The organism is Streptococcus mitis (genome assembly GCF_901542415.1).
In the GTDB taxonomy this organism is placed as follows: Bacteria; Bacillota; Bacilli; order Lactobacillales; family Streptococcaceae; genus Streptococcus; species Streptococcus mitis_BL.
Window position 1 is genome coordinate 605,285 of the sequence record NZ_CABEHV010000004.1, and the last position, 20,797, is coordinate 626,081.

General features: G+C 38.8%; 20 protein-coding genes. 5 read left to right on the forward strand and 15 right to left on the reverse strand.

Annotation, left to right across the window (positions count from 1 at the left end; all coding sequences use genetic code 11):
* Window positions 1–106: 106 nt before the first annotated feature.
* Entirely contained in the window at window positions 107–1,840 is a 1,734-nt protein-coding gene (gene ptsP / locus FQT24_RS03245) for a phosphoenolpyruvate--protein phosphotransferase (RefSeq protein WP_143952152.1), read from the reverse strand.
* Between the two features lie 5 nt (window positions 1,841–1,845).
* Window positions 1,846–2,109, reverse strand: a complete 264-nt coding sequence (locus FQT24_RS03250; protein ID WP_000146947.1) for a phosphocarrier protein HPr — start codon at window positions 2,107–2,109, stop codon at window positions 1,846–1,848.
* Between the two features lie 350 nt (window positions 2,110–2,459).
* On the opposite strand from FQT24_RS03250, the gene nrdH reads away from it, so the two are divergent.
* The 4 genes from nrdH to FQT24_RS03270 all read left to right on the forward strand — a co-directional run bounded on the left by nrdH (window position 2,460) and on the right by FQT24_RS03270 (window position 6,986).
* On the forward strand, window positions 2,460–2,678 hold the full coding sequence (nrdH, locus tag FQT24_RS03255; protein ID WP_000259243.1) for a glutaredoxin-like protein NrdH: 219 nt from the start codon (window positions 2,460–2,462) through the stop codon (window positions 2,676–2,678).
* Between the two features lie 80 nt (window positions 2,679–2,758).
* Window positions 2,759–4,918, forward strand: a complete 2,160-nt coding sequence (gene nrdE, locus FQT24_RS03260; RefSeq protein WP_143952153.1) for a class 1b ribonucleoside-diphosphate reductase subunit alpha — start codon at window positions 2,759–2,761, stop codon at window positions 4,916–4,918.
* Between the two features lie 194 nt (window positions 4,919–5,112).
* Window positions 5,113–6,075 (forward strand): class 1b ribonucleoside-diphosphate reductase subunit beta, encoded by a 963-nt coding sequence (gene nrdF / locus FQT24_RS03265; protein WP_000451386.1) that lies wholly within the window; start codon window positions 5,113–5,115, stop codon window positions 6,073–6,075.
* Window positions 6,076–6,218: 143 nt separating this feature from the next.
* The gene (locus FQT24_RS03270; protein ID WP_000917575.1) at window positions 6,219–6,986 is read left to right on the forward strand and encodes a DeoR/GlpR family DNA-binding transcription regulator; all 768 of its coding nucleotides are present in this window, start codon (window positions 6,219–6,221) and stop codon (window positions 6,984–6,986) included.
* A 104-nt stretch (window positions 6,987–7,090) separates the two neighbouring features.
* Here FQT24_RS03270 and FQT24_RS03275 read toward each other — a convergent pair whose 3' ends face one another.
* The 5 genes from FQT24_RS03275 to FQT24_RS03295 all read right to left on the reverse strand — a co-directional run bounded on the left by FQT24_RS03275 (window position 7,091) and on the right by FQT24_RS03295 (window position 12,139).
* The gene (locus FQT24_RS03275; protein ID WP_143952154.1) at window positions 7,091–7,348 is read right to left on the reverse strand and encodes a DUF3884 family protein; all 258 of its coding nucleotides are present in this window, start codon (window positions 7,346–7,348) and stop codon (window positions 7,091–7,093) included.
* A gap of 41 nt (window positions 7,349–7,389) precedes the next feature.
* Window positions 7,390–8,796, reverse strand: coding sequence for a 6-phospho-beta-galactosidase (lacG, locus tag FQT24_RS03280; protein WP_143952155.1), 1,407 nt, complete (start codon window positions 8,794–8,796; stop codon window positions 7,390–7,392).
* 462 nt (window positions 8,797–9,258) lie between these two features.
* On the reverse strand, window positions 9,259–10,950 hold the full coding sequence (locus FQT24_RS03285) for a lactose-specific PTS transporter subunit EIIC (protein WP_045611530.1): 1,692 nt from the start codon (window positions 10,948–10,950) through the stop codon (window positions 9,259–9,261).
* Window positions 10,950–11,267, reverse strand: coding sequence for a PTS lactose/cellobiose transporter subunit IIA (locus FQT24_RS03290; RefSeq protein WP_001078320.1), 318 nt, complete (start codon window positions 11,265–11,267; stop codon window positions 10,950–10,952). The genes FQT24_RS03285 and FQT24_RS03290 overlap by 1 nt, the downstream gene beginning before the upstream one ends.
* Before the next feature lie 35 nt (window positions 11,268–11,302).
* Window positions 11,303–12,139, reverse strand: a complete 837-nt coding sequence (locus FQT24_RS03295) for a PRD domain-containing protein (protein ID WP_143952156.1) — start codon at window positions 12,137–12,139, stop codon at window positions 11,303–11,305.
* Between the two features lie 317 nt (window positions 12,140–12,456).
* Here FQT24_RS03295 and FQT24_RS03300 point away from each other — a divergent pair, with 317 nt between their 5' ends.
* Window positions 12,457–13,623: an IS30 family transposase gene (locus tag FQT24_RS03300; RefSeq protein WP_143951979.1), complete on the forward strand. Its 1,167-nt coding sequence runs from the start codon at window positions 12,457–12,459 to the stop codon at window positions 13,621–13,623.
* Window positions 13,624–13,916: 293 nt separating this feature from the next.
* On the opposite strand, the gene lacD is transcribed toward FQT24_RS03300, so the two are convergent.
* From lacD to FQT24_RS03345, 8 genes are all read right to left on the reverse strand, one after another.
* On the reverse strand, window positions 13,917–14,897 hold the full coding sequence (gene lacD, locus FQT24_RS03305) for a tagatose-bisphosphate aldolase (RefSeq protein WP_061364270.1): 981 nt from the start codon (window positions 14,895–14,897) through the stop codon (window positions 13,917–13,919).
* Window position 14,898: 1 nt separating this feature from the next.
* A complete protein-coding gene (locus tag FQT24_RS03310; protein ID WP_143952157.1) occupies window positions 14,899–15,828 on the reverse strand; it encodes a tagatose-6-phosphate kinase in 930 nt (309 codons plus the stop codon).
* 10 nt (window positions 15,829–15,838) lie between these two features.
* Window positions 15,839–16,354: a galactose-6-phosphate isomerase subunit LacB gene (lacB, locus tag FQT24_RS03315; RefSeq protein ID WP_001216910.1), complete on the reverse strand. Its 516-nt coding sequence runs from the start codon at window positions 16,352–16,354 to the stop codon at window positions 15,839–15,841.
* A 148-nt stretch (window positions 16,355–16,502) separates the two neighbouring features.
* Window positions 16,503–16,928 (reverse strand): galactose-6-phosphate isomerase subunit LacA, encoded by a 426-nt coding sequence (lacA, locus tag FQT24_RS03320; RefSeq protein WP_143952158.1) that lies wholly within the window; start codon window positions 16,926–16,928, stop codon window positions 16,503–16,505.
* A gap of 285 nt (window positions 16,929–17,213) precedes the next feature.
* Entirely contained in the window at window positions 17,214–18,110 is an 897-nt protein-coding gene (locus FQT24_RS03325) for an aldose 1-epimerase family protein (RefSeq protein WP_143952159.1), read from the reverse strand.
* A 203-nt stretch (window positions 18,111–18,313) separates the two neighbouring features.
* On the reverse strand, window positions 18,314–19,789 hold the full coding sequence (locus FQT24_RS03335; protein WP_143952160.1) for a PTS galactitol transporter subunit IIC: 1,476 nt from the start codon (window positions 19,787–19,789) through the stop codon (window positions 18,314–18,316).
* A 47-nt stretch (window positions 19,790–19,836) separates the two neighbouring features.
* Entirely contained in the window at window positions 19,837–20,142 is a 306-nt protein-coding gene (locus FQT24_RS03340) for a PTS sugar transporter subunit IIB (protein WP_000590547.1), read from the reverse strand.
* 38 nt (window positions 20,143–20,180) lie between these two features.
* Window positions 20,181–20,657, reverse strand: a complete 477-nt coding sequence (locus tag FQT24_RS03345; protein WP_000521974.1) for a PTS sugar transporter subunit IIA — start codon at window positions 20,655–20,657, stop codon at window positions 20,181–20,183.
* Between the last annotated feature and the right edge of the window lie 140 nt (window positions 20,658–20,797).

A 20,797-nucleotide genomic window follows, 5' to 3' on the forward strand; every position in this document is an offset into this window, starting at 1 on the left:
TTCTATTATATCATGCCCCTGACTCATTGAAAAGTGGACTTTACAAGACTATACTTTTCCAAAATGCGTCAAAAAACCTTGCAACTAAGTTACAAGGTTAATGACATTAATCGAAGTTAACGTATTCTTTTTGAAGCTCGAGAACTTCTTCCATTGTTGAACACTCTGTAAGGGCACGGTTAGCGTACTCTTCCATCTTAGCAGTGTCCAATTTCTTCATCAAGCTACGTGTACGAAGGACAGATGTTGCTGACATAGAGAATTCATCCAAGCCCATTCCGACAAGAAGTGGAACAGCTTTTTGGTCACCAGCCATCTCACCACACATACCAGCCCATTTACCTTCAGCGTGAGCTGCCTTGATAACGTTGTTGATCAAGCGAAGGATTGATGGGTTATATGGTTGGTAAAGGTATGAAACTTGTTCGTTCATACGGTCTGCCGCCATTGAATATTGGATCAAGTCGTTTGTACCAATTGACATGAAGTCTACTTCTTTTGCAAATTGGTCTGCAAGCATAGCTGCTGCAGGGATTTCAATCATGATACCAACTTGGATATCATCCGCAACTGCAACACCTTCAGCAAGAAGGTTTGCTTTTTCTTCTTCATAAACTGCTTTAGCTGCACGGAATTCTTTCAAAAGGGCAACCATTGGGAACATGATACGCAATTGACCATGAGCAGAAGCACGAAGAAGGGCACGGATTTGTGTACGGAACATTGCATCTCCAGTTTCAGAAATAGAGATACGAAGGGCACGGAATCCAAGGAATGGGTTCATTTCATGTGGCATATCGAAGTAAGGAAGTTCCTTATCTCCACCGATATCCATTGTACGAACAACCACTGGTTTACCATTCATTCCCTCAAGAACAGCCTTGTATGCTTCATACTGCTCATCTTCAGTTGGGAAGTCTTGAGAATCCATGTACAAGAACTCTGTACGGTAAAGTCCAACAGCTTCTGCACCGTTGTTGTTAACACCTTCCACGTCTTTTGGAGTACCGATGTTAGCTGCCAACTCGAAGTGTTTACCGTCAGCAGTCACTGTTTGAGCATCTTTCAAAAGTGCCCATTCAGCTTTTTGTTTAGCATAAGCTTCACCAGCTGCTTTAAATTCTGCCGCTTGTTCATCTGTTGGGTTGATAATCACTTCACCAGTAATTCCGTTAACGGCAAGGATATCACCGTCCTTCACTACTTCAGTGATGTTGTTTGTTCCCAATACAGCTGCAATTTCAAGTGTACGCGCCATGATAGCTGAGTGGCTTGTACGTCCACCGATGTTTGTTACAAAAGCTTTTACAAAGTTTTTGTCCAATTGAGCTGTATCAGATGGTGTCAAGTCATGCGCAATCACGATTACTTCTTCATTGATAGAAGCTGGGTTTGGCAATTTCTTACCAAGAAGGTTTGCCAATACACGTTTTGTCACGTCGCGGATATCCGCTGCACGTTCTTGCATGTATGGGTTATCTTCCATACCTTCAAAGATAGTGATGAACATGTCAGTCACTTCTTTAAGACCTGCTTCTGCATTGACTTTCTTAGCACGAATTGTTTCTTTAATCTGACCAATCAATTCTGGGTCAGCAAGAACCATCAAATGAGCGTCAAAAACTTGAGCCGCTTCTTCACCAAGCGTACCTACAGCTTTCTCACGGATAAGAGAAAGCTCGTTTTGAGAAGCTTCAAGAGCTACATCCAAACGAGCCTCTTCTGCGTTTGTATCTTCGACTGAAACAGTCTCGAATGACAAATCCGGTTGAACGAGTAGATATGCTTTTGCAACTGCAACACCGTCAGATGCTGCGATTCCTTTAAGCATTTCTGTCATTTCCCTTATGCCAATCCTTCTTTTTCCATTGTTTCTGAGATTGCAGCGATAGCGTCATCTGCATCTGCACCTTCAGCTGAGATAGTTACGTCAGCACCTTGGCCAACACCAAGACTCATAACACCCATGATTGATTTAAGGTTAACTGATTTACCTTTGTACTCAAGAGTGATATCTGAAGCAAATTTGCTAGCAGTTTGTACCAACAATGTTGCTGGACGTGCGTGAATACCTGTTTCTGCCACTACGTGGAAATCTTTAGAAGCCATAGTTTGACTCTCCTTTTGTTCTTTCTTTTTTGAGTTATATGTGATAACCCTTACAATTTGGTATTATATCATCTTCTAGGATTTTTTTCAAGCATTTTATGGGATTTATTCGATTTCCTTTCAGATAACTTGCTGAAAATCTTCTATTCTAGATAACAAAACACAGGATATAGTTTTCCAAAAAACTACTTGTAGGATATTCTTTGCTATTTTATAAACGAAACACTACATATTGTGTTTTGCTAGGTTTTGTAGAAAAACAGACCACTATATTTAGTTTTAAATCGTTGACAAAAATTTAATTTCTGATATACTAAGAAAGTAATCTATTTTGAAAAAGGAGTTACACAATGGTAACCGTTTATTCTAAAAATAACTGTGTCCAATGTAAAATGACCAAACGTTTCTTGGACAGTAATAACGTTGAATATAAAGAAATCAATCTCGATGAGCAACCTGAGTACATCGATCAAGTTAAAGAGCTCGGTTTCAGCGCAGCTCCTGTTATCCAAACACCAACTGAAGTCTTTTCAGGTTTCCAACCAGGAAAACTGAAACAATTAGCATAATCTTAGTACATCATCCAGAAGAGACTGCTTCTAGGGCTAACTTAGAAGCCTTTCTTTTGTAATTAGATAAGGGAAATTTTATGGGATTAAAACATCTTGAGGACGTGACTTACTTCCGTCTCAATAACGAAATCAACCGTCCTGTTAATGGACAAATCATGCTTCATAAAGATAAAGAAGCCTTGGATGCTTTCTTTAAAGAAAATGTAGTTCCAAACACTATGGTTTTTGATTCAATCAAAGATAAAATCAACTACCTCATTGAACACAACTACATCGAAACAGCCTTTATCAAGAAATACCGTCCAGAATTTTTGGAAGAATTGTATCAATTTATCAAAGAACAAAACTTCCAATTCAAGTCTTTCATGGCTGCCTATAAATTTTATAATCAATATGCTTTGAAAACCAACGACGGTGAATATTATCTTGAAAGTATGGAAGACCGCGTCTTCTTTAACGCCCTTTATTTCGCTGATGGTGATGAAGCTGTTGCAATCGATATTGCCAATGAAATCATCCACCAACGCTATCAACCGGCTACTCCTTCCTTCTTGAATGCTGGACGTGCTCGTCGTGGGGAGTTGGTATCTTGCTTCTTGATCCAAGTGACTGATGATATGAACTCTATCGGACGTTCTATCAACTCTGCTCTTCAACTTTCACGTATCGGTGGTGGTGTAGGAATTACCCTCAGCAATCTTCGTGAAGCTGGTGCACCTATCAAAGGCTATGAAGGTGCAGCTTCTGGAGTCGTACCTGTTATGAAACTCTTCGAAGACAGCTTCTCTTACTCAAACCAATTGGGTCAACGTCAAGGTGCTGGTGTTGTCTACCTCAACGTCTTTCACCCCGATATCATCGCCTTCCTTTCAACTAAGAAAGAAAACGCTGATGAAAAAGTTCGTGTAAAGACCCTTTCACTTGGTGTTGTAGTACCAGATAAATTCTACGAATTGGCTCGTAAAAATGAAGAAATGTACCTCTTCAGCCCATATTCTGTAGAACTTGAATATGGTGTACCATTCAACTATATCGACATCACTGAAAAATACGATGAATTGGTCGCAAATCCAAACATCCGCAAGACAAAAATCAAGGCGCGTGATTTGGAAACTGAGATTTCTAAATTACAACAAGAGTCTGGTTACCCTTATGTAGTCAACATTGATACGGCTAACCGTGCAAATCCTGTTGATGGTAAGATTATCATGAGTAACTTGTGTTCTGAGATTCTTCAAGTTCAAGAACCAAGCTTGATCAACGATGCTCAAGAATTCCTTCAAATGGGAACAGACGTTTCATGTAATCTTGGTTCAACTAACGTGGTCAACATGATGACTTCACCTGACTTTGGTCGTTCTATCCGTGCTATGGTTCGTGCCCTTACTTTCGTTACAGATAGTTCACACATCGTAGCTGTCCCTACTATCGACCATGGAAATAGCCAAGCTCATACTTTTGGTCTTGGTGCCATGGGACTTCACAGCTACCTTGCCCAACAACTGATTGAATATGGATCACCTGAGTCTGTTGAGTTTACAAGCATCTACTTTATGCTTATGAACTACTGGACCTTGGTTGAGTCAAACAATATCGCGCGTGAACGTGGTATTACCTTCCATAACTTTGAAAAATCAGATTATGCTAACGGAAGCTACTTCGACAAGTATGTAACTGGCGAATTTGTTCCAAAATCAGACCGTGTTAAAGAACTCTTCAAAGATGTCTTTATCCCAAGTGCTGCTGACTGGTCTGAACTTCGCGATAAGGTTCAAGCAGATGGTCTTTACCACCAAAACCGCCTTGCTGTAGCACCAAATGGTTCTATCAGCTATATCAACGACGTTTCTGCTTCTATCCACCCGATTACGCAACGTATCGAAGAACGTCAAGAAAAGAAAATCGGTAAAATCTACTACCCTGCTGCTGGCTTGTCAACAGAAACCATTCCTTACTACACTTCTGCTTACGATATGGATATGCGTAAGGTCATTGATGTTTACGCTGCTGCAACTGAGCACGTGGACCAAGGACTTTCACTCACACTCTTCATGCGTAGTGACATTCCAAAAGGTCTTTACGAATGGAAGAAGGAAAATAAACAAACGACACGTGACTTGTCTATCCTTCGTAACTATGCCTTTAACAAGGGTATCAAGTCTATCTACTACGTCCGTACCTTTACTGATGATGGTGGAGAAGTCGGTGCTAACCAATGTGAAAGCTGTGTGATTTAATCTTTGCTTGAGGAAACTACATTTTCTCAGATAAGTGATTCATTCACCCTGCTAAACTAAACTAGAATAAACATCTATACTATGAAATAACAAAAAGTCGGGCTTCCGACTTTTTGTGCGATACTCCTCTAGAATTATGATAAAATAGAAGTAATTGTGAGTTCGCAATACTAAACACAGAAAGAGATTTCAAAATGGAAACTTACTATAAAGCCATTAACTGGAATGCCATCGAAGATGTCATCGACAAATCAACTTGGGAAAAACTGACGGAGCAATTCTGGCTTGATACACGTATTCCCTTGTCAAATGACTTGGATGACTGGAGAAAGCTATCAAATGTAGAAAAAGACTTGGTAGGAAAAGTCTTTGGTGGTTTAACACTTCTCGACACTATGCAATCTGAAACTGGGGTTCAAGCCCTTCGCGCGGACATCCGTACACCACATGAGGAAGCTGTTTTCAATAACATCCAATTTATGGAATCTGTTCACGCTAAATCTTACTCATCAATCTTTTCTACCTTGAATACTAAGGCTGAGATTGAAGAAATTTTCGAATGGACTAACACCAATCCTTACCTACAAAAAAAGGCTGAGATTGTCAACGAAATCTACCTAAACGGTAGCCCACTTGAAAAGAAAGTTGCTAGTGTCTTCCTTGAAACCTTCCTCTTCTACTCAGGTTTCTTCACTCCCCTCTACTATCTCGGTAACAACAAGCTAGCCAACGTTGCGGAAATCATTAAATTAATCATTCGTGATGAGTCTGTTCACGGAACCTACATCGGATATAAATTCCAACTCGGTTTCAATGAATTACCTGAGGAAGAGCAAGAAAAACTCAAAGAATGGATGTACGACCTGCTCTACACTCTTTATGAAAACGAAGAAGGTTATACAGAGAGCCTCTATGACGGTGTTGGTTGGACTGAAGAAGTCAAAACCTTCCTTCGCTACAATGCTAACAAGGCACTCATGAACCTGGGACAAGATCCACTCTTCCCAGATTCAGCTGATGATGTCAACCCAATCGTTATGAACGGTATTTCAACAGGAACTTCTAACCACGACTTCTTCTCTCAAGTCGGAAATGGTTACCTCCTTGGTGAAGTTGAAGCCATGCAAGACGATGATTACAACTACGGTTTAGACTAATGTTATCTATTTTATAAGCAATAACAAATATCATGGTTTGTTTAAAACAACCATGATATTTTTGTTTTTGTTTTCTTTTGTTTTTTAAATTGATTGATTGAATACTTTATGATAAAATAGTAATAGAAATAGAGGTGATAACGATGTTAAAGCAGGAAAAACTAGATAATATTCTAGAAACGGTAAATACAAAGGGAACTATTACTGTAAAAGAAATCATGACTCGCTTGGACGTGTCAGATATGACTGCTAGACGCTACTTGCAAGAGTTGGCAGACAAGGATCTACTTGTTCGAGTACACGGGGGAGCTGAGAAAATTCGCACAGGTTCCATTTTAAACAATGAACGTTCCAATATTGAAAAACAAAGCTTACAGATTGCAGAAAAACAAGAAATTAGCCGTTTTGCAGGCCATTTAATTGATGAGGGTGAAACTATTTTTATCGGCCCTGGTACGACCTTAGAATCTTTTGCCCGTGAACTTCCAATTGATAATATTCGTGTTGTAACAAACAGTTTACCAGTCTTTCTCATCTTAAACGAACGAAAACTAACAGATTTGATTTTAATCGGTGGAAACTACCGCTCTATCACTGGAGCCTTTGTGGGAACACTAACCTTGCAAAACTTAGCCAATCTTCAATTTTCTAAAGCTTTCGTTAGCTGTAATGGTATTCAGGACAATGCGATTGCGACCTTTAGTGAAGAGGAAGGTGAATCCCAACGCATCGCCCTCAATAATTCCAATAAAAAATACTTACTAGCTGACAATAGTAAGTTCAATAAATTTGATTTTTATACCTTCTACAATATCTCTGATATTGATACCATCGTTTCAGATTCTAAACTGAGCAAAGAAACCTTCGAACAACTTTCAAAACAAACAAAAATTATTCTTTCTAAACCATAAAACTGAGGATTGATAAAATATAAAATGCGTCATATCAAGAAAATAAGAATCTTGATATGACGCATTTTTTGATGAAGATTTTTACAAAGAGTTTCCTAGATTCTTTATGATTTTTGAAACGGCATAAAATCTGAATCAAAGGAGATATTATCCCGTTCTTCAGGACTGATAAAATTTAAAAAGATATTTTTAAATTCTTCCAGCTCATAATCTGAATGACAAATCCATTCTTTACCGGTAGAGACATACCATTTCCCAAGTTCTTTCAGCTCCTCATTCGTCAAACAAGGTATTTGAGAACATTTATCAAAATTGATAATATAAACTTTTTCATAAATTGATTGGATAAAATCTTTGAACATCTTTTGCCTCACTAGAATTCTATATCTAATTACTAATTCTACTAGTCTATAATCTGACTTTCTGCTACTTTCTTGTACCAGTGAGCTGATTTCTTAGGATAACGTTCTTGAGTTTCAAAGTCTACATAGAAGAGACCGTAACGTTTTTCATAACCGTTTGACCATGAGAAGACGTCCATCAATGACCAAATGAAGTAACCCTTTACATTCGCTCCATCAGCAATAACATCAGACAAAACCTCTAAGTGTTGTTTGACATAATCAATACGGCCATCATCATAAACAGTGTTATCAACGAACTCATCTTTATACCCGAGACCATTTTCAGTGATGTAAATCTTCTTGTAGTTAGGATAATCTTTCTTCACACGCATGATTTGGTCATACAAACCTTGAGGGTAGATAATCCAATCCCAGTCTGTACGTGGTACATAATCAGGAGCTACACGACGACCAACACCTTTGATTTGGTATTTAGAGCTTCCTTTCTCACCCTTACCATTATGAATGATTTCTGTTTCGCCATCAAAGGCTTCCATCCAGTCACTCATATAGTAGTTGATGCCTAGAAAATCATTCAAGTCTTTTGCAGCTTCTAATGCTGTAAAATCTTCTTCACGAAGATCCAAACTACCACCATTGACTGATAAGATATGGTTGACACCTTCCATCGTTTCATCTGAATAGCGACCTAGATAAGTTGCATCCAAGATAAACTTATTGTGAATAATATCTTCCAACTCAGCTGCACGAACATCTGCTGGATTTTTAGGATCCAAAGGATACTTGGTTGGCAGTGCGTGAACAACACCAATTTCACCTTTATAACCTTTATCTTTATATAGCTTGACTGCACGCGCATGAGAAATCATCATATTGTGGTGCGATTGGAAAACTTTGGCAAGGTCGTACTGAATACCTGGAGGGAATTTTCCAACCAAGTATTGACCATCACCAATTGGCCCAATTTCATTAAAGGTTGTCCAATAGTTTACTTCTGGGAATTCTTCAAAACAGAAGGCAGCGTAGTCTACAAAGTGTTCAATATTTTCACGGTTTAAGAAGTCGCCATTTGAGTGGAGAGCTTCTGGCGTGTCAAAGTGATGAAGAGTTACAAAAGGCTCAACATGACGTTTGTGACACTCTGCAAATAGATTATGATAAAATTCAACACCTTTAGCATTTACTTGATCGTAACCAGTCGGGAAAATACGTGACCAGGCAATAGAAATTCGAATACCATTGACACCATACTCTTCTGCTAGCTTGAGGTCAACTGGGTATCGATTGTAAAAATCACTGGCTGGTTCGGCAGTGTACCAGTAGTTATCTTCAAGATACTTATCCCACGCAACTGGTCCTTTACCATCAGTATGTGTAGCACCTTCTGCTTGATAGGCAGCTGTTGCGCCACCGAAAATAAAGTCTTTTGGTAATGTTTTTGTCATTTTTTTCACCTATTTCTTGATTTAAATAAAGTAAAAGTGAGAGGAGAGGAGTCAGTGAGCCATCCTTCTCCATCTCACTTCTTGTACCAAGTCACCGAATTGTAACATGAGGAGGTAAAAACGATAGCTTTTTACCGACGAATTAATAAGGCGATTAGGAAATTTGCCATAGCGATTGCCGTAACGATAGGAGACTATTTCATAGTCCCTATCGTTAATCGAATTGTGACATGAGAAGGTAAAAACGATATCTTTTTACCGACGAATTAACAAGGCGATTAGGAAATTCGCCATAGCGATTGCCGTAACGATAGGAGACTGTTTTATAGTCCCTATCGTTAATCGAATTGTGACATGAGGAGGTAAAAACAATATCTTTTTACCGACGAATTAATAAGGCGATTAGGAAATTCGCCATAGCGATTTCCGTAACGATAGGAGACTGTTTTATAGTCCCTATCGTTAATCGAATTGAGCTTGTACAAATGCTAGAGCACCTTTTCCATCACGAGTTAATTTGATGTATTGAGCGCCTTCTGTCTTGGCAAGTTTAATACCGAGCTTATCTGTTTCTGCTTTCATGTCTTCAAAGTTTGAAGCAACTTGAGGGGCAAGGATAACTAGATCAAACTCTGGTAACATTTCACGGTGAGCACCATAGCCACCTGCTGCTGCTTTCACAGGGACATTGTATTCTGCAGCTGCCTTATTCAAAGCATTAGCAAGAAGTCCACTTGTCCCTCCACCTGCACAGAGAACGAGGACATTTGTTTCTTCAGTGATTGTATTTTGAGCTGCATCGACACCCGCTTTTTCAAGAATAGCATCTGCTTTTGCAGTGTTGAAGTTTGCAGCAACTTTGTCTTTCAATTCATCATTAGATTTACCTGAACGCTCTTCTTCAAGAATTTGTTCATCATAGACTTTAAGGAATGGATAGTAAATAACTACGTCAACCACGATTAGAAGGGCAGCAAGAATGAATGATAGAACTTGGAAGTTCGTACCAAGAACTAGACCTAGTGGAGCTGGAGTTGTCCATGGTAGATTAGCAGTAAATGAATTCATTCCAAGAGTTTCAATGAAGAATTTAAAGATCCAAACGTTTGCGATTGGAGCAAAGATAAATGGAATGAAGAAGATTGGGTTTAATACAAGAGGTGCACCAAACAAGATTGGTTCATTTACACCAAAGAAAGTTGGAACTACTGAAGCGCGTCCGATTGCACGGTTACGTTTTGATTTTGTTAACCACATGAACATGAATGGAACAACCAGTGTCGCACCAGTACCACCCATGGTAACGATAAACATTTGTGTACCAGAAGTAAGAATCTTGTCAGCGTGCATACCTTGTTGGAGAAGGTTCAAGTTGACTTCGGCATTGGCATAGGTAATTGCTGCGATAGCAGGTTCAACAATAGATGGACCATGGATACCAACAAACCAGAAGAATGCAAATGCACCAAAGATAATCGTAATACCTAGATAACCATCAGCAGCAGAGAATAATGGTGCAAAGAATTTACCGATTGATTCTGCTACGCTTGCACCAACAAAATGACGAGCTAGTAAATCAAGAGCATAAAGTGAAACAACTGAGAGAGTGAATGGAATCACATCTTTAAAGACTTGTGAGATATTTGGTGGAACTTCGTCAGGCATACGAATAGTGACGTTGTTCTTAACACAAACCTTATAGATGGCTACAGTAACAAAGGCAGCAAGGAAGGCTGAAAGCAAGCCTTTTGTTCCCAAGAATCCAGTAGCTAGACCATTTTCGATAGGATCAGCTGCTAACATCAACAAACCAACAATCGCTGCTAACAGTGTTGACATATAGTTGATTTGATTGGTTTTCTCCATGCTACGGTTTACTGAGTCAGTCAATGACTTAGCTGTTGTACCAGCTACCAAGAGAGCCAGAATACCCATAGAATAGCTATAAGGTTTCATCAGAAAGGCTACAACTTCATCAGACCATTTAAAGCCCCATGAGTTTGGTACAAAGGCAATCAAGATAAAAATACTTGAGAAGAGAATAACAGGCATACCTGCAATGAAACCATCACGAATGGCACGAAGGTAGATATTACGAGATAGTTTCTCAAAGAAAGGTTTTCCTTTCTCAATAAATGCAATTAGTTTATTCATTATTTAACTCCTCTCTTGTACAGTTCAATTAAATGGTGCATCAAATCTTTTAATAAGATAGTTGTCATCAAGTGGTCTTGGCCATGCATCATGGTTACACTATAGGCTAAGTCCTCACCAGAAGCTTCCTTAGCCAATAGACTTGTTTGCGCGTGGTGAGCCTCTGCAATACAAGAACCAGCTTCCTCAACTAAGCTATCTGCTTTCGCAAAATCACCAGCTTCAGCAGCCTTTAAAGCTTCCAATAGTTTTGAACGAGCATCGCCAGCATAGGCTACGATTTCAAAACCTAACAATGTTACTTCTTCTCTATTCATGATAGAATTCTCCTTATATAGTTTTAAATAAATTTTTATGACAATAAACGTTGGATATGTAGAACTAGATAAACTCGTTCACTTTTATACAAATCAAGACCCGTATGTTGCGTAATCACATCATAGATCTTGGAACCAATCTCGAACGCTTTTGGATAGGATTGTTTAATATGATCTTCCATATCCAGAAGTGATTGGTTATCATCTCTAGATCTGTCTAAATAATCCAAGAAATAATTCAAATGAATCATAAAACGATCATAGAAATGGTTATTCTCTTTAGTTCGTTGAATTGCATAGTCCGTTAAAACTTCTTCAACATTCCTGAGAATTTCTTTCCTCTTATCAATCGACTCCACAAGTTCCACTTCATTTTCACCTTCGGCATTAATGAAATGATAAGCAATCCGAATAATTTCGTCCTCAGGAAAATGATCTGCTAGCTTCTGACGGTAAATTTCAAATGCTTCATTTGCGATTTGAAAAGCGACAGGATACTTAGTGGAAATATCTGGCAGATTACTATCCTTGTACCTTCCTTGTGCTAGAGCTTGGTAAGAACAGTAAATATGATCTGTCAATGTTACGTAGAGATACTCTTGAATCGGATAATGATATTTCTTTGATAGCTTATCAATGATTTCATAAGTCACTGTGATAAAATCAAGCGGAACATCTTTGAGGAGAGCCATAAAGTTTTCTCTGGACTCTTCGGTCTTCATCCGAAAGATTTTCTCAACCTGATGTTCAGCAATCAAATCCCCCTTCTTCTTTCCAAATGTAATCCCTTTACCAATCACAATCACTTCTTCTCCTTTATCATTTCTGACAAGCGAGACATTGTGATTCATTGGATTTAGAATTCGATACATGTCAACCTCCTTTTATATCTTAAAGGTATATGAGTACAAAAAATGACCACAAATGAACTAGAAAATCAGCCGATTTCTAATTCACCTGTGATCATGCCTAATATTACTTAGTAACACTCACCTTGTATTAACTTGTGATTTAAGTATAGCACAAGTAAGTTATTTTGTAAACCTTTACATACAACTTTTTTTAAAAATTTTTAGAGCTAATTTCTCAAAGTAACTTCCACTTGCCCAACCAAAGTGGAAATTAGTCTAAAACGGATTTTTATGGTGGAATTAAGTGTGAGACGTTTGAGTTAGAAATGAGGTCTACTATGACAAAACATAAACACCTTACCCTTTCAGACCGTAATGATATCCAATTAGGCTTAGAGCGCGGTGAAACCTTCAAAGCTATCGGACAATCCATTCTAAAAGACCCAACTACTGTTTCCAAAGAAGTCAAACGAAACAGACAAGTCCGAGAGTCTACATGCGATAACCTTCCTTGCCCTTTACTCGATAAGGCTCCCTTTGTCTGTAATGGATGCCCTAAAAGAAGACAAAATTGTGGATTTAAAAAAATCTTCTACCTTGCTAAACAAGCTCAAAAACAGTACGAACAAACTCTTGTCGAAGCTCGTGAAGGAACTCCCCTTAATTCCAAGGCCTTCTGGGACATGGACAAAGTCATTTCTGATGGTGTTAAAAAGGGACAACACATCTATCATATCCTCAAAACTCATAACCTTGATGTCAGTTCCTCAACCGTCTATCGACACATCCGAAAAGGATACCTATCTATCGCTCATATTGACCTAGCCAGAGCCGTTAAATTCAAAGAAAGACGGAAAAGGAAACTACCTTCCATCCCTAAAGAAGCTAAAAAAGGCCGTTCCTATGAGGATTTCCAAAACTATTTAGTCCTTAATCAACTAGACTCTTGGCTGGAAATGGACACAGTTCTGGGGAGGATGGGAGGTAAAGTCCTACTTACCTTCAACCTGTCTTTCTGTAACTTTATCTTCGCTAGGCTTCTGGATAATAAAACTGCCCTTGAGGTTACCAAACACCTCTATACCATCAAGAACACTCTTCATGAAGCTGATAAAGATTTCTTCCAACTCTTTCCTGTCATTCTTACCGATAATGGTGGAGAGTTTGCCAGGGTTGATGATATCGAAATGGATGTGCGAGGAGAGAGTAAACTCTTCTTTTGTGACCCTAATCGCTCTGACCAGAAAGGGAGAATTGAGAAAAACCACACACTGATTCGAGACATTCTACCTAAGGGAACTGCTTTTGACAACTTAACTCAAGAGGACATCAATCTCGTCTGCTCTCATGTCAACAGTGTCAAACGTGCTGCTTTGAATGGAAAGTCAGCCTATGAGCTCTTTGCCTTTACCTATGGAGAAGAGATTCCTAAGCTTCTAGGTATTTCTAAAATACCTGCAGAAGACGTCTGTCAGTCTTCGAAATTACTCCAACATAAGTTCTAAAAACTAACCTTTAACCGCATTCAAACGTCTCACACTAACTTCCACCATAGCGGAACTTAATCTGAAACGCTTTCAGATGAGGGGATTTTGTGCGCTCTTTTTTTCGATTCCTTTTGGTTACAAAAGCGATGAAATCAAGCATTAGTAAAACCAGTGGAACTTACCCTGACACGGATTTCCACTGGTTTTTAGGATTTTTATCAGACTAACTTCCACTTCTACTAGCGGTGGAACTTAGTTTGCGAATTTACCAAAAATTTTTAGATTCATGTTCCTAACCTAGGAGGACTTGCTTACACGCGTTCTTTCCATGAAGTCGCTGTTGTTTGAAGAACTTTGTTGAGTTCGTCAATGTTTTCAAAACCAGTTGTGCGAAGCCATTCGCGAGCTGCTGCTTCACCATCTTTGATGTAAGCTTCAACTGATCCAGCCCATGTTGCACGGCCACAAAGAACACCATTGAAGTTTGCACCTGATTCATGAGCAAATACAAGAGTATCTTGGAAAAGTTTAGCTGATACACCAGCACTCAAGTAGATGTATGGCAAGTTAGTTGCTTCATCTTGTGCTTTGAAGAAGGCTGCTGCTTCTTCACGTGTATAAACTACTTCACCTTCAGCGAAGCCTTCAACATATTTAATGTTAACAGGAACTTCTACTTTCAAGACATCAATGTTGAAACGTGGGTCTGAGAAGACTTTCATAGCACCAATAACTTTGTGTGGTTTTACTTTCGCATATTCTACAGAACCTGCATCAGCAATTTTTTCATCGTAAGCAAGGATTTCAAGGAAGAATGGGATATCTTCAGCCACACATTCAGAACCGATACGTTCGATGTAAGCTTGTTTTTCTTGGTTGAGTTCGTCTGAGCTATCTAGGTCATAGTAAAGCAAGAATTTAACTGCATCTGCACCTTCTTCTTTAATACGTTTTGCAGACCAAACATCCAAGCAGTCTGGCAAGCGTTTTGTGCTTGTTGTGTCATAACCTGTTTTTTCATAAGCAAGGAGAAGACCAGCTTTTTCATCAAGAGCTTTAGTCGCTGGAAGTCCATATTCAGGGTCAAGGAGCATAGATGAAGCGTATTTAGTCAATTCATCCGCTACCAAGACTTTCAGTTCTTCCATTTGAGCCACTGTTGGTTCTTCTGTTTGGTGTTGAGCCATGAGGCGTTTTAAAGCACCACGTTGGTCAAATGCAAGAGCTGAGATGATACCATTTTCATCAGAAAGTTTTTCTAAGCGTGCACGTTTTTGTTCTGTTAAAGCCATTTTATACCTCTTTTACTATTAATTGATCATATAGAGCTTGATAGTTGGCCATGTTGACATGACCAGTCATTTTTTCTTGAGCATTGAGCATACCAAGGACATTTGCCTTGATGAGTAGTTCTGCATCCGATTCTTTATGAAGTAGTCCTGAAGAAATCCCTGCTACTGTAGAATCTCCAGATCCAACAGGGTTGACTACCTGAATTCTAGGAATATCTACCTTGTAGAAAGTGTCACCATGTTTGGCAAAGGCACCGTTGGCACCAAGTGAAACGATAATCCATTCAATACCTGCAAACAAAGGTTCTTGAAGGACTTCTTTTAATTCATCCAAATCCTCAGAAACTTCTCTTCCAAGAAGCTGGGACAATTCCTCATTATTTGGTTTGATGACGGTTGGTTTATGTGTTGATTCAAGAACCGCCTGAAGTGCTGTACCAGAGCAGTCCAAAACAACAGGCTTGCCAGCTTGATTAGCAAGTTCTACCAAGCTCGCATAGTAATCAACTGGAAGACCAGCTGGCAGACTACCCGATATGGCTACTACTTCAACCGAGTCCAGGAGATTTTTGAAATGTTCCAAAAAGTCTTGACCTTCTTGTTCCAATACTTCAGGACCTTTTTCAAGAACTTCTGTTTGGTTGTCTCCGTGGAGAATAGCGATACAGTTACGAGTCTCTCCCTGAATTGAGAAGAAATCTTTCTTTACTTGATCATCGATATTTTCAACCAAAAACTCACCAAGTTTACCACCCACTAAACCAGTAGCAAGAACAGAATCTCCGAATTCTGAAAGTACTCGGGTAACATTGAGTCCCTTACCACCAGCCGTTTTGGTTACATCCACCACACGATTGACAGTATCAATCTTCAACTCATCCAAGGGATAGGAAATATCAATGGATGGGTTCATTGTGACTGTTAAAATCATAGGTTACCTCTTAATCGTGGTATTCTCCGCGATCCCATTTTTCAAGGAATTCAGTGAAGAAGTTTGCGTCTGTTTGTTGAGCATTGTGACTTTCAAGGTGTTCAATTTTCGCAATCAATTTTTTGTTTTCTTCAGATGGTTTGTATTCAGCATGGATGAAAGCTTCGATGATATCACACATGAGCAGTTCACCAGTAATCTTACCACCAAAACCGATAACGTTAGCGTTCAATTGCTCTTTAGCATAAAGAGCTGTTGTCATATCACGAACCAAGGCAGAACGGACACCTGGAACTTTATTTACAGCATTGTTGATACCAACACCAGTACCACAGATACATACCCCAAGATCAGCTTGACCGCTAGTTACAGCTTCCCCTACTTTTTTACCAAAGATTGGGTAGTGAGTACGTGTGTGGTCATATGTACCAAAGTCAATGACTTCATATCCTTTTGATTTCAAAAATTCTGAAACCGCCATTTTTTCATCTGTTACGATGTGGTCACATCCAATTGCAATTCTCATTAGTTATTCCCTCCGATTAATTATATAAATCTAATATCATTTATCCCTACTCAAGAAAAATCAAGATTAGCTTAGGAAGCGAGCTGCAAGCATAACTGAGGTTAGCTAAAGTGAGCTGACAACAGATTATCTTGATTTTTGAAGAGTATTAGCACATTTTGTTCAACATGTCGACCCTAATTTGGTGACGTCCACCATCGTATTTACCGTTAACAAATCCTTTAGCGATGTTTTTAGCCAATTCATCACCGACAAGTTGTGCACCCATAGTGATCATACGTGAGTTGTTGTGTCCACGAGTCATATAAGCTGAACGTTCGTCAGATACTTCTGCAGCAACCATTCCTTTAATCTTAGTTGCAACCATAAATGGACCAGCTCCATAAGCATCAATCACAATACCAAGGTTTTGTTCTTCTTTGTTTACTTCTGCAGCAACAGCAAGAGTCACATCAACAAAGTCTTGACCTTCATCTGTAACATCCACAACGTGGAAGTTTTCTTTTTCCAAGAAGTCTTTCACAACTTCTTTCAATCTCAAACCTGCAGCATCTGCACCGATAACAATAGACATATTGTATACTCCTTTTTATTTTTCTAGGCTAGTAAAACCATTTATAGTTAGCAGTTTATCTACAAAAGGCTTTATAGCAGTTTATTGACAAATTGGATTGAATGAGATGGATTGCACCTTATTCAAGTTTAGGAAACCAGTTTCCTAGAAATAATCTTTCTACACGAAAGAGAATATAACAATTGATTATTTGTTTGTTACAAACATCATTTGTTGCTTACAAACATAATATACTCCTATTTCTCGGAAAAGTCAACAGTTAATGTTTGTTTTTGTGTTTTTTTACTAAAGAATTTCGATATCAAAACCAATTTGATCCACTTGGCCAGGTTCTAGGAGACGAACATTCTTCTTATCTTCTAGATGATCTCCTTCTTCAAGGGATGTTGACAAGCCAGACCATGGTTCAAAAGCAATGAAAGGTCCTTTGGTCAAAGTTGACCAGATAATGAGGTTTGGAAACTCTGCAAAGCACACTTTCAATCCCTTATCATGTTTACGAGAACGAAGGGCAATTGTTCTAGATTGCAATTCATCTAAGGTAACTGCATCTGTACTGAAAAGATCATAACTAAGATCTATTTCTTTTTGAGCCTCTAACCATGGACTTCTATCTTGAAAATCAAGCATACCCGTTTCTGGGAAAGGACGTGGAACAGAGCAAGTCTCCTCTTTCTCAAACTCTAAATAGTAATCTTCATAGACCTCATCATCCAGTAGAGGACAATTAAATCCTGGATGTCCACCAATGAAGTAAGGCATGACCTTGCTAGTTTCTTTATTGAAAATCTTGTATTGAGTCCGTACTGTCTTGGCAGAAAGACTGTAAGTGATTTCTAGGCGGAAATGATAAGGATAGTTTTGATAGCTATTCTCATCGTCTTCAATTGCAAAAGTTACACTATTATCTGTCTGTTCAACTAATTCAAATTCTTTCTTACGAACCAAACCATGACGAGGAATCTTTCCTTTACTTTCTTGTCCATTATCATCTATATAAAGTGCTATATCCTCTCTCAATGAACCACAAATAGGAAAGAGAACAGGAGCTTGTCCACTCCAATAAGTAGCATCCCCTTGCCACAAATACTCAAGTCCCTCAGCATCTTTTATAGAAGAAAGAGCCCCACCAAAACTGTTAAATTGAACACTTAATTGTTCTGATTTTAATTCAATTACCATTATTTTCTCCGATTTCTTGATAGTTTATAAAAAACTAGGCTGTCACTCCTAATGGTATGACAACCTAGTTTCAACAATTTACACTCTGCGAAAATCCAATTCAAACTTCGTCAGCGTCGCCTTGCCGTACTTTAGTACAGCCTGCAGCTAGCTTCCTAGTTTGCTCTTTGATTTTCATTGAGCTTACATTTTATAGGAGCGCATTATTTTGCTTTTGCTGCGTACTCTTCGTTACGTTTGATCATTTGTTTTCTGTACCATGCAAAGATACCGATATAGAATACAAGGAAGACTACAGCACCAAGGATTGCTTTGATATCACCAGTTGTAGTGTTACCAATTGTCCAACCAAGAAGTTTTTCGATTGGTCCTTCAAGAGTTGAGTGAGTGATCAATTGAGTTTCGCTCACACCTGCTGGGAAGGCACCTACACCTTTAGCAAGTTCTGTTGCAAATGGTGCGATAAGTGTACCTGAAAGAAGGAAGAGTGGCAACAAGAGTGTTCCGAAGATAATCATACGGAGCAATTTACCACGAGTTACAACCAAGAGAGCTGGAGTAACACCCATAGCGATGATACCTGCAAGTGGCAAGATACCATTTCCGACTTTTGAAAGAAGCACAGCTTCAATCAACATGATTGGTGCAAGTACGTTAGCACAAGCCCAGATTTCAGCACGACCAGCGATGAATGGCCAGTCAAGACCGATGTTGAATTTACGTCCTTGAAGACGTTTAGTAGCAACGTTTGTAATACCTTGTGAAAGAGGTTCTACGGCAGCGATGAACCATGAACCGATAAGTGAGAAGAGTTCCAAAGATACACCGGCTGTCAAACCAAGAGACAACCATCCTTTGATAACAAGACGCCATTTATCTGCATCTGCAACACCTTCAATTGGATGTGGAGTTCCCATAATACCGATAACAATACCAAGAATGAAACCGATGAAGAATTTAGAACCCCAGAAACCGATTTTTTTGTTCAATTTAGCAGCATCAAAGTCATATTTATCAAGACCTGGGAAGAATTTTTCAAAAATCTTATCCAAAACCATGATAACTGGGTTCATCATGTAGTTCATGTGAGTTGATGTCATTGGTGATGAACTTGGAGCGTTAAGAAGGTCATCAAATGTAGGTTTCATCAAGTCAGAGTTGATAATTTTCAACACACCAACAAGGACGATAGCTGCTGTAGCAATAAAGAGTGAAACTCCTTGGCTCACACCGTTGTTGTCTGCATACCATTTAATCAAAAGACCTGTGATAGACAAGTGCCAGATATCGAAGATATCGACGTCAAGTGTATCAGTTTTCTTCATAGCAAGCATTACTACGTTGACAATCAACATGATAAGCAAGAAGTAAAGTGTCCAAGCAGATCCCCAAGTGATTGTTGCAAGTGGTGCCCAACCAACGTCGGTAATACTCAATTGAATACCAGTATTTTCAACGAATTTTGCAAGTGATGCTGAGAAAGCACCATTTAGCATACCGATGATAGCACCGATACCAGTAAGAGCGATGGCAAGTTTGATACCACCTTCAAGCGCTTTGGAGAATTTCACTCCAAAAAGTAAAGCCAATACTGTCAAAATGATCAACATGATGACAGGTCCACCCATATCTAAGACGGGTGTAAAGACCTTTTTGATTAGGTCAAAGATTGCATCCATAACTGTTCCTCCCTTTTTATAGTTATATGAATGTTAACAAATTAAAATTAGCTTAATCCGTGTTCTTTAATAGCTGCTTCAATATTGTCAAATACTGGAGCACTCATAGCTGGGATACGGAATAAGATTGGTCCAGCTTCGATAACTGGGATACCTGGGTCAAAACCAAGATCTGTAGCAGCAATTGGTGTGAAGATGTCATAACCTTTGATAAGGTCTTCGTTAACGTCTTTTACCATAACTGCATCACAGTGAACATCAAAACCGCGGTTTGAAAGTTCTTCTTCAAGAGCACTTTTAATTTGGTGGCTTGAGTTAACACCTGCACCGCAGGCGGCAAGAATTTTAATCATATGGATTTCCTCCGATTTAATATTTTTAATAGACAAGATTAAGCGATTGCTTCAGCAATATAAGCATAGAGAGCTTCTGGTTCAGAAATTTTTGATAGGTCTTCAAGATGACCATTTCCAGTAAAGAAGTCCATCAACTGAGCAAGAATGTTTGTTTGACTTGAACTTGAGTTATTAATGATAAAGAAGAGCAAGGATACTTCTACTTCCTTATCTGGTGCAATCATATTGTGGAAAGTCACTGGTTTTTCTAATCGAACCACCACAACTTTTTCGGCTAGATTATGAACAATATCTGTATGAGGAATAGCCACATTCGGCAAATCCTTACCCAAAAATTCCATATCTAAGCCAGTTGGAAATGACTTTTCACGCGTGATCAAGGCTTCACGATAGGTTGGAGTTACGATTTCTCGTTCTTCCAATAAAGTTGCAACCTGATCAAAGAGATGTTCTTGATTATCCGCTTCTAAGCAAAACACAAGGTTTTTGTCAAAGAAATGATCTAATCCCATAAGGTTTTCCCTTCTTTCCATTAACTTTATGCTATAAGTATAACACTATATGAAACCGTTGTCAACGATTTTCTGTTGTTTTTTGTCTCTTTTTTTATATTTTTGTTGTTTTTATGGTTTGTTGTAAAAAAACAAACACA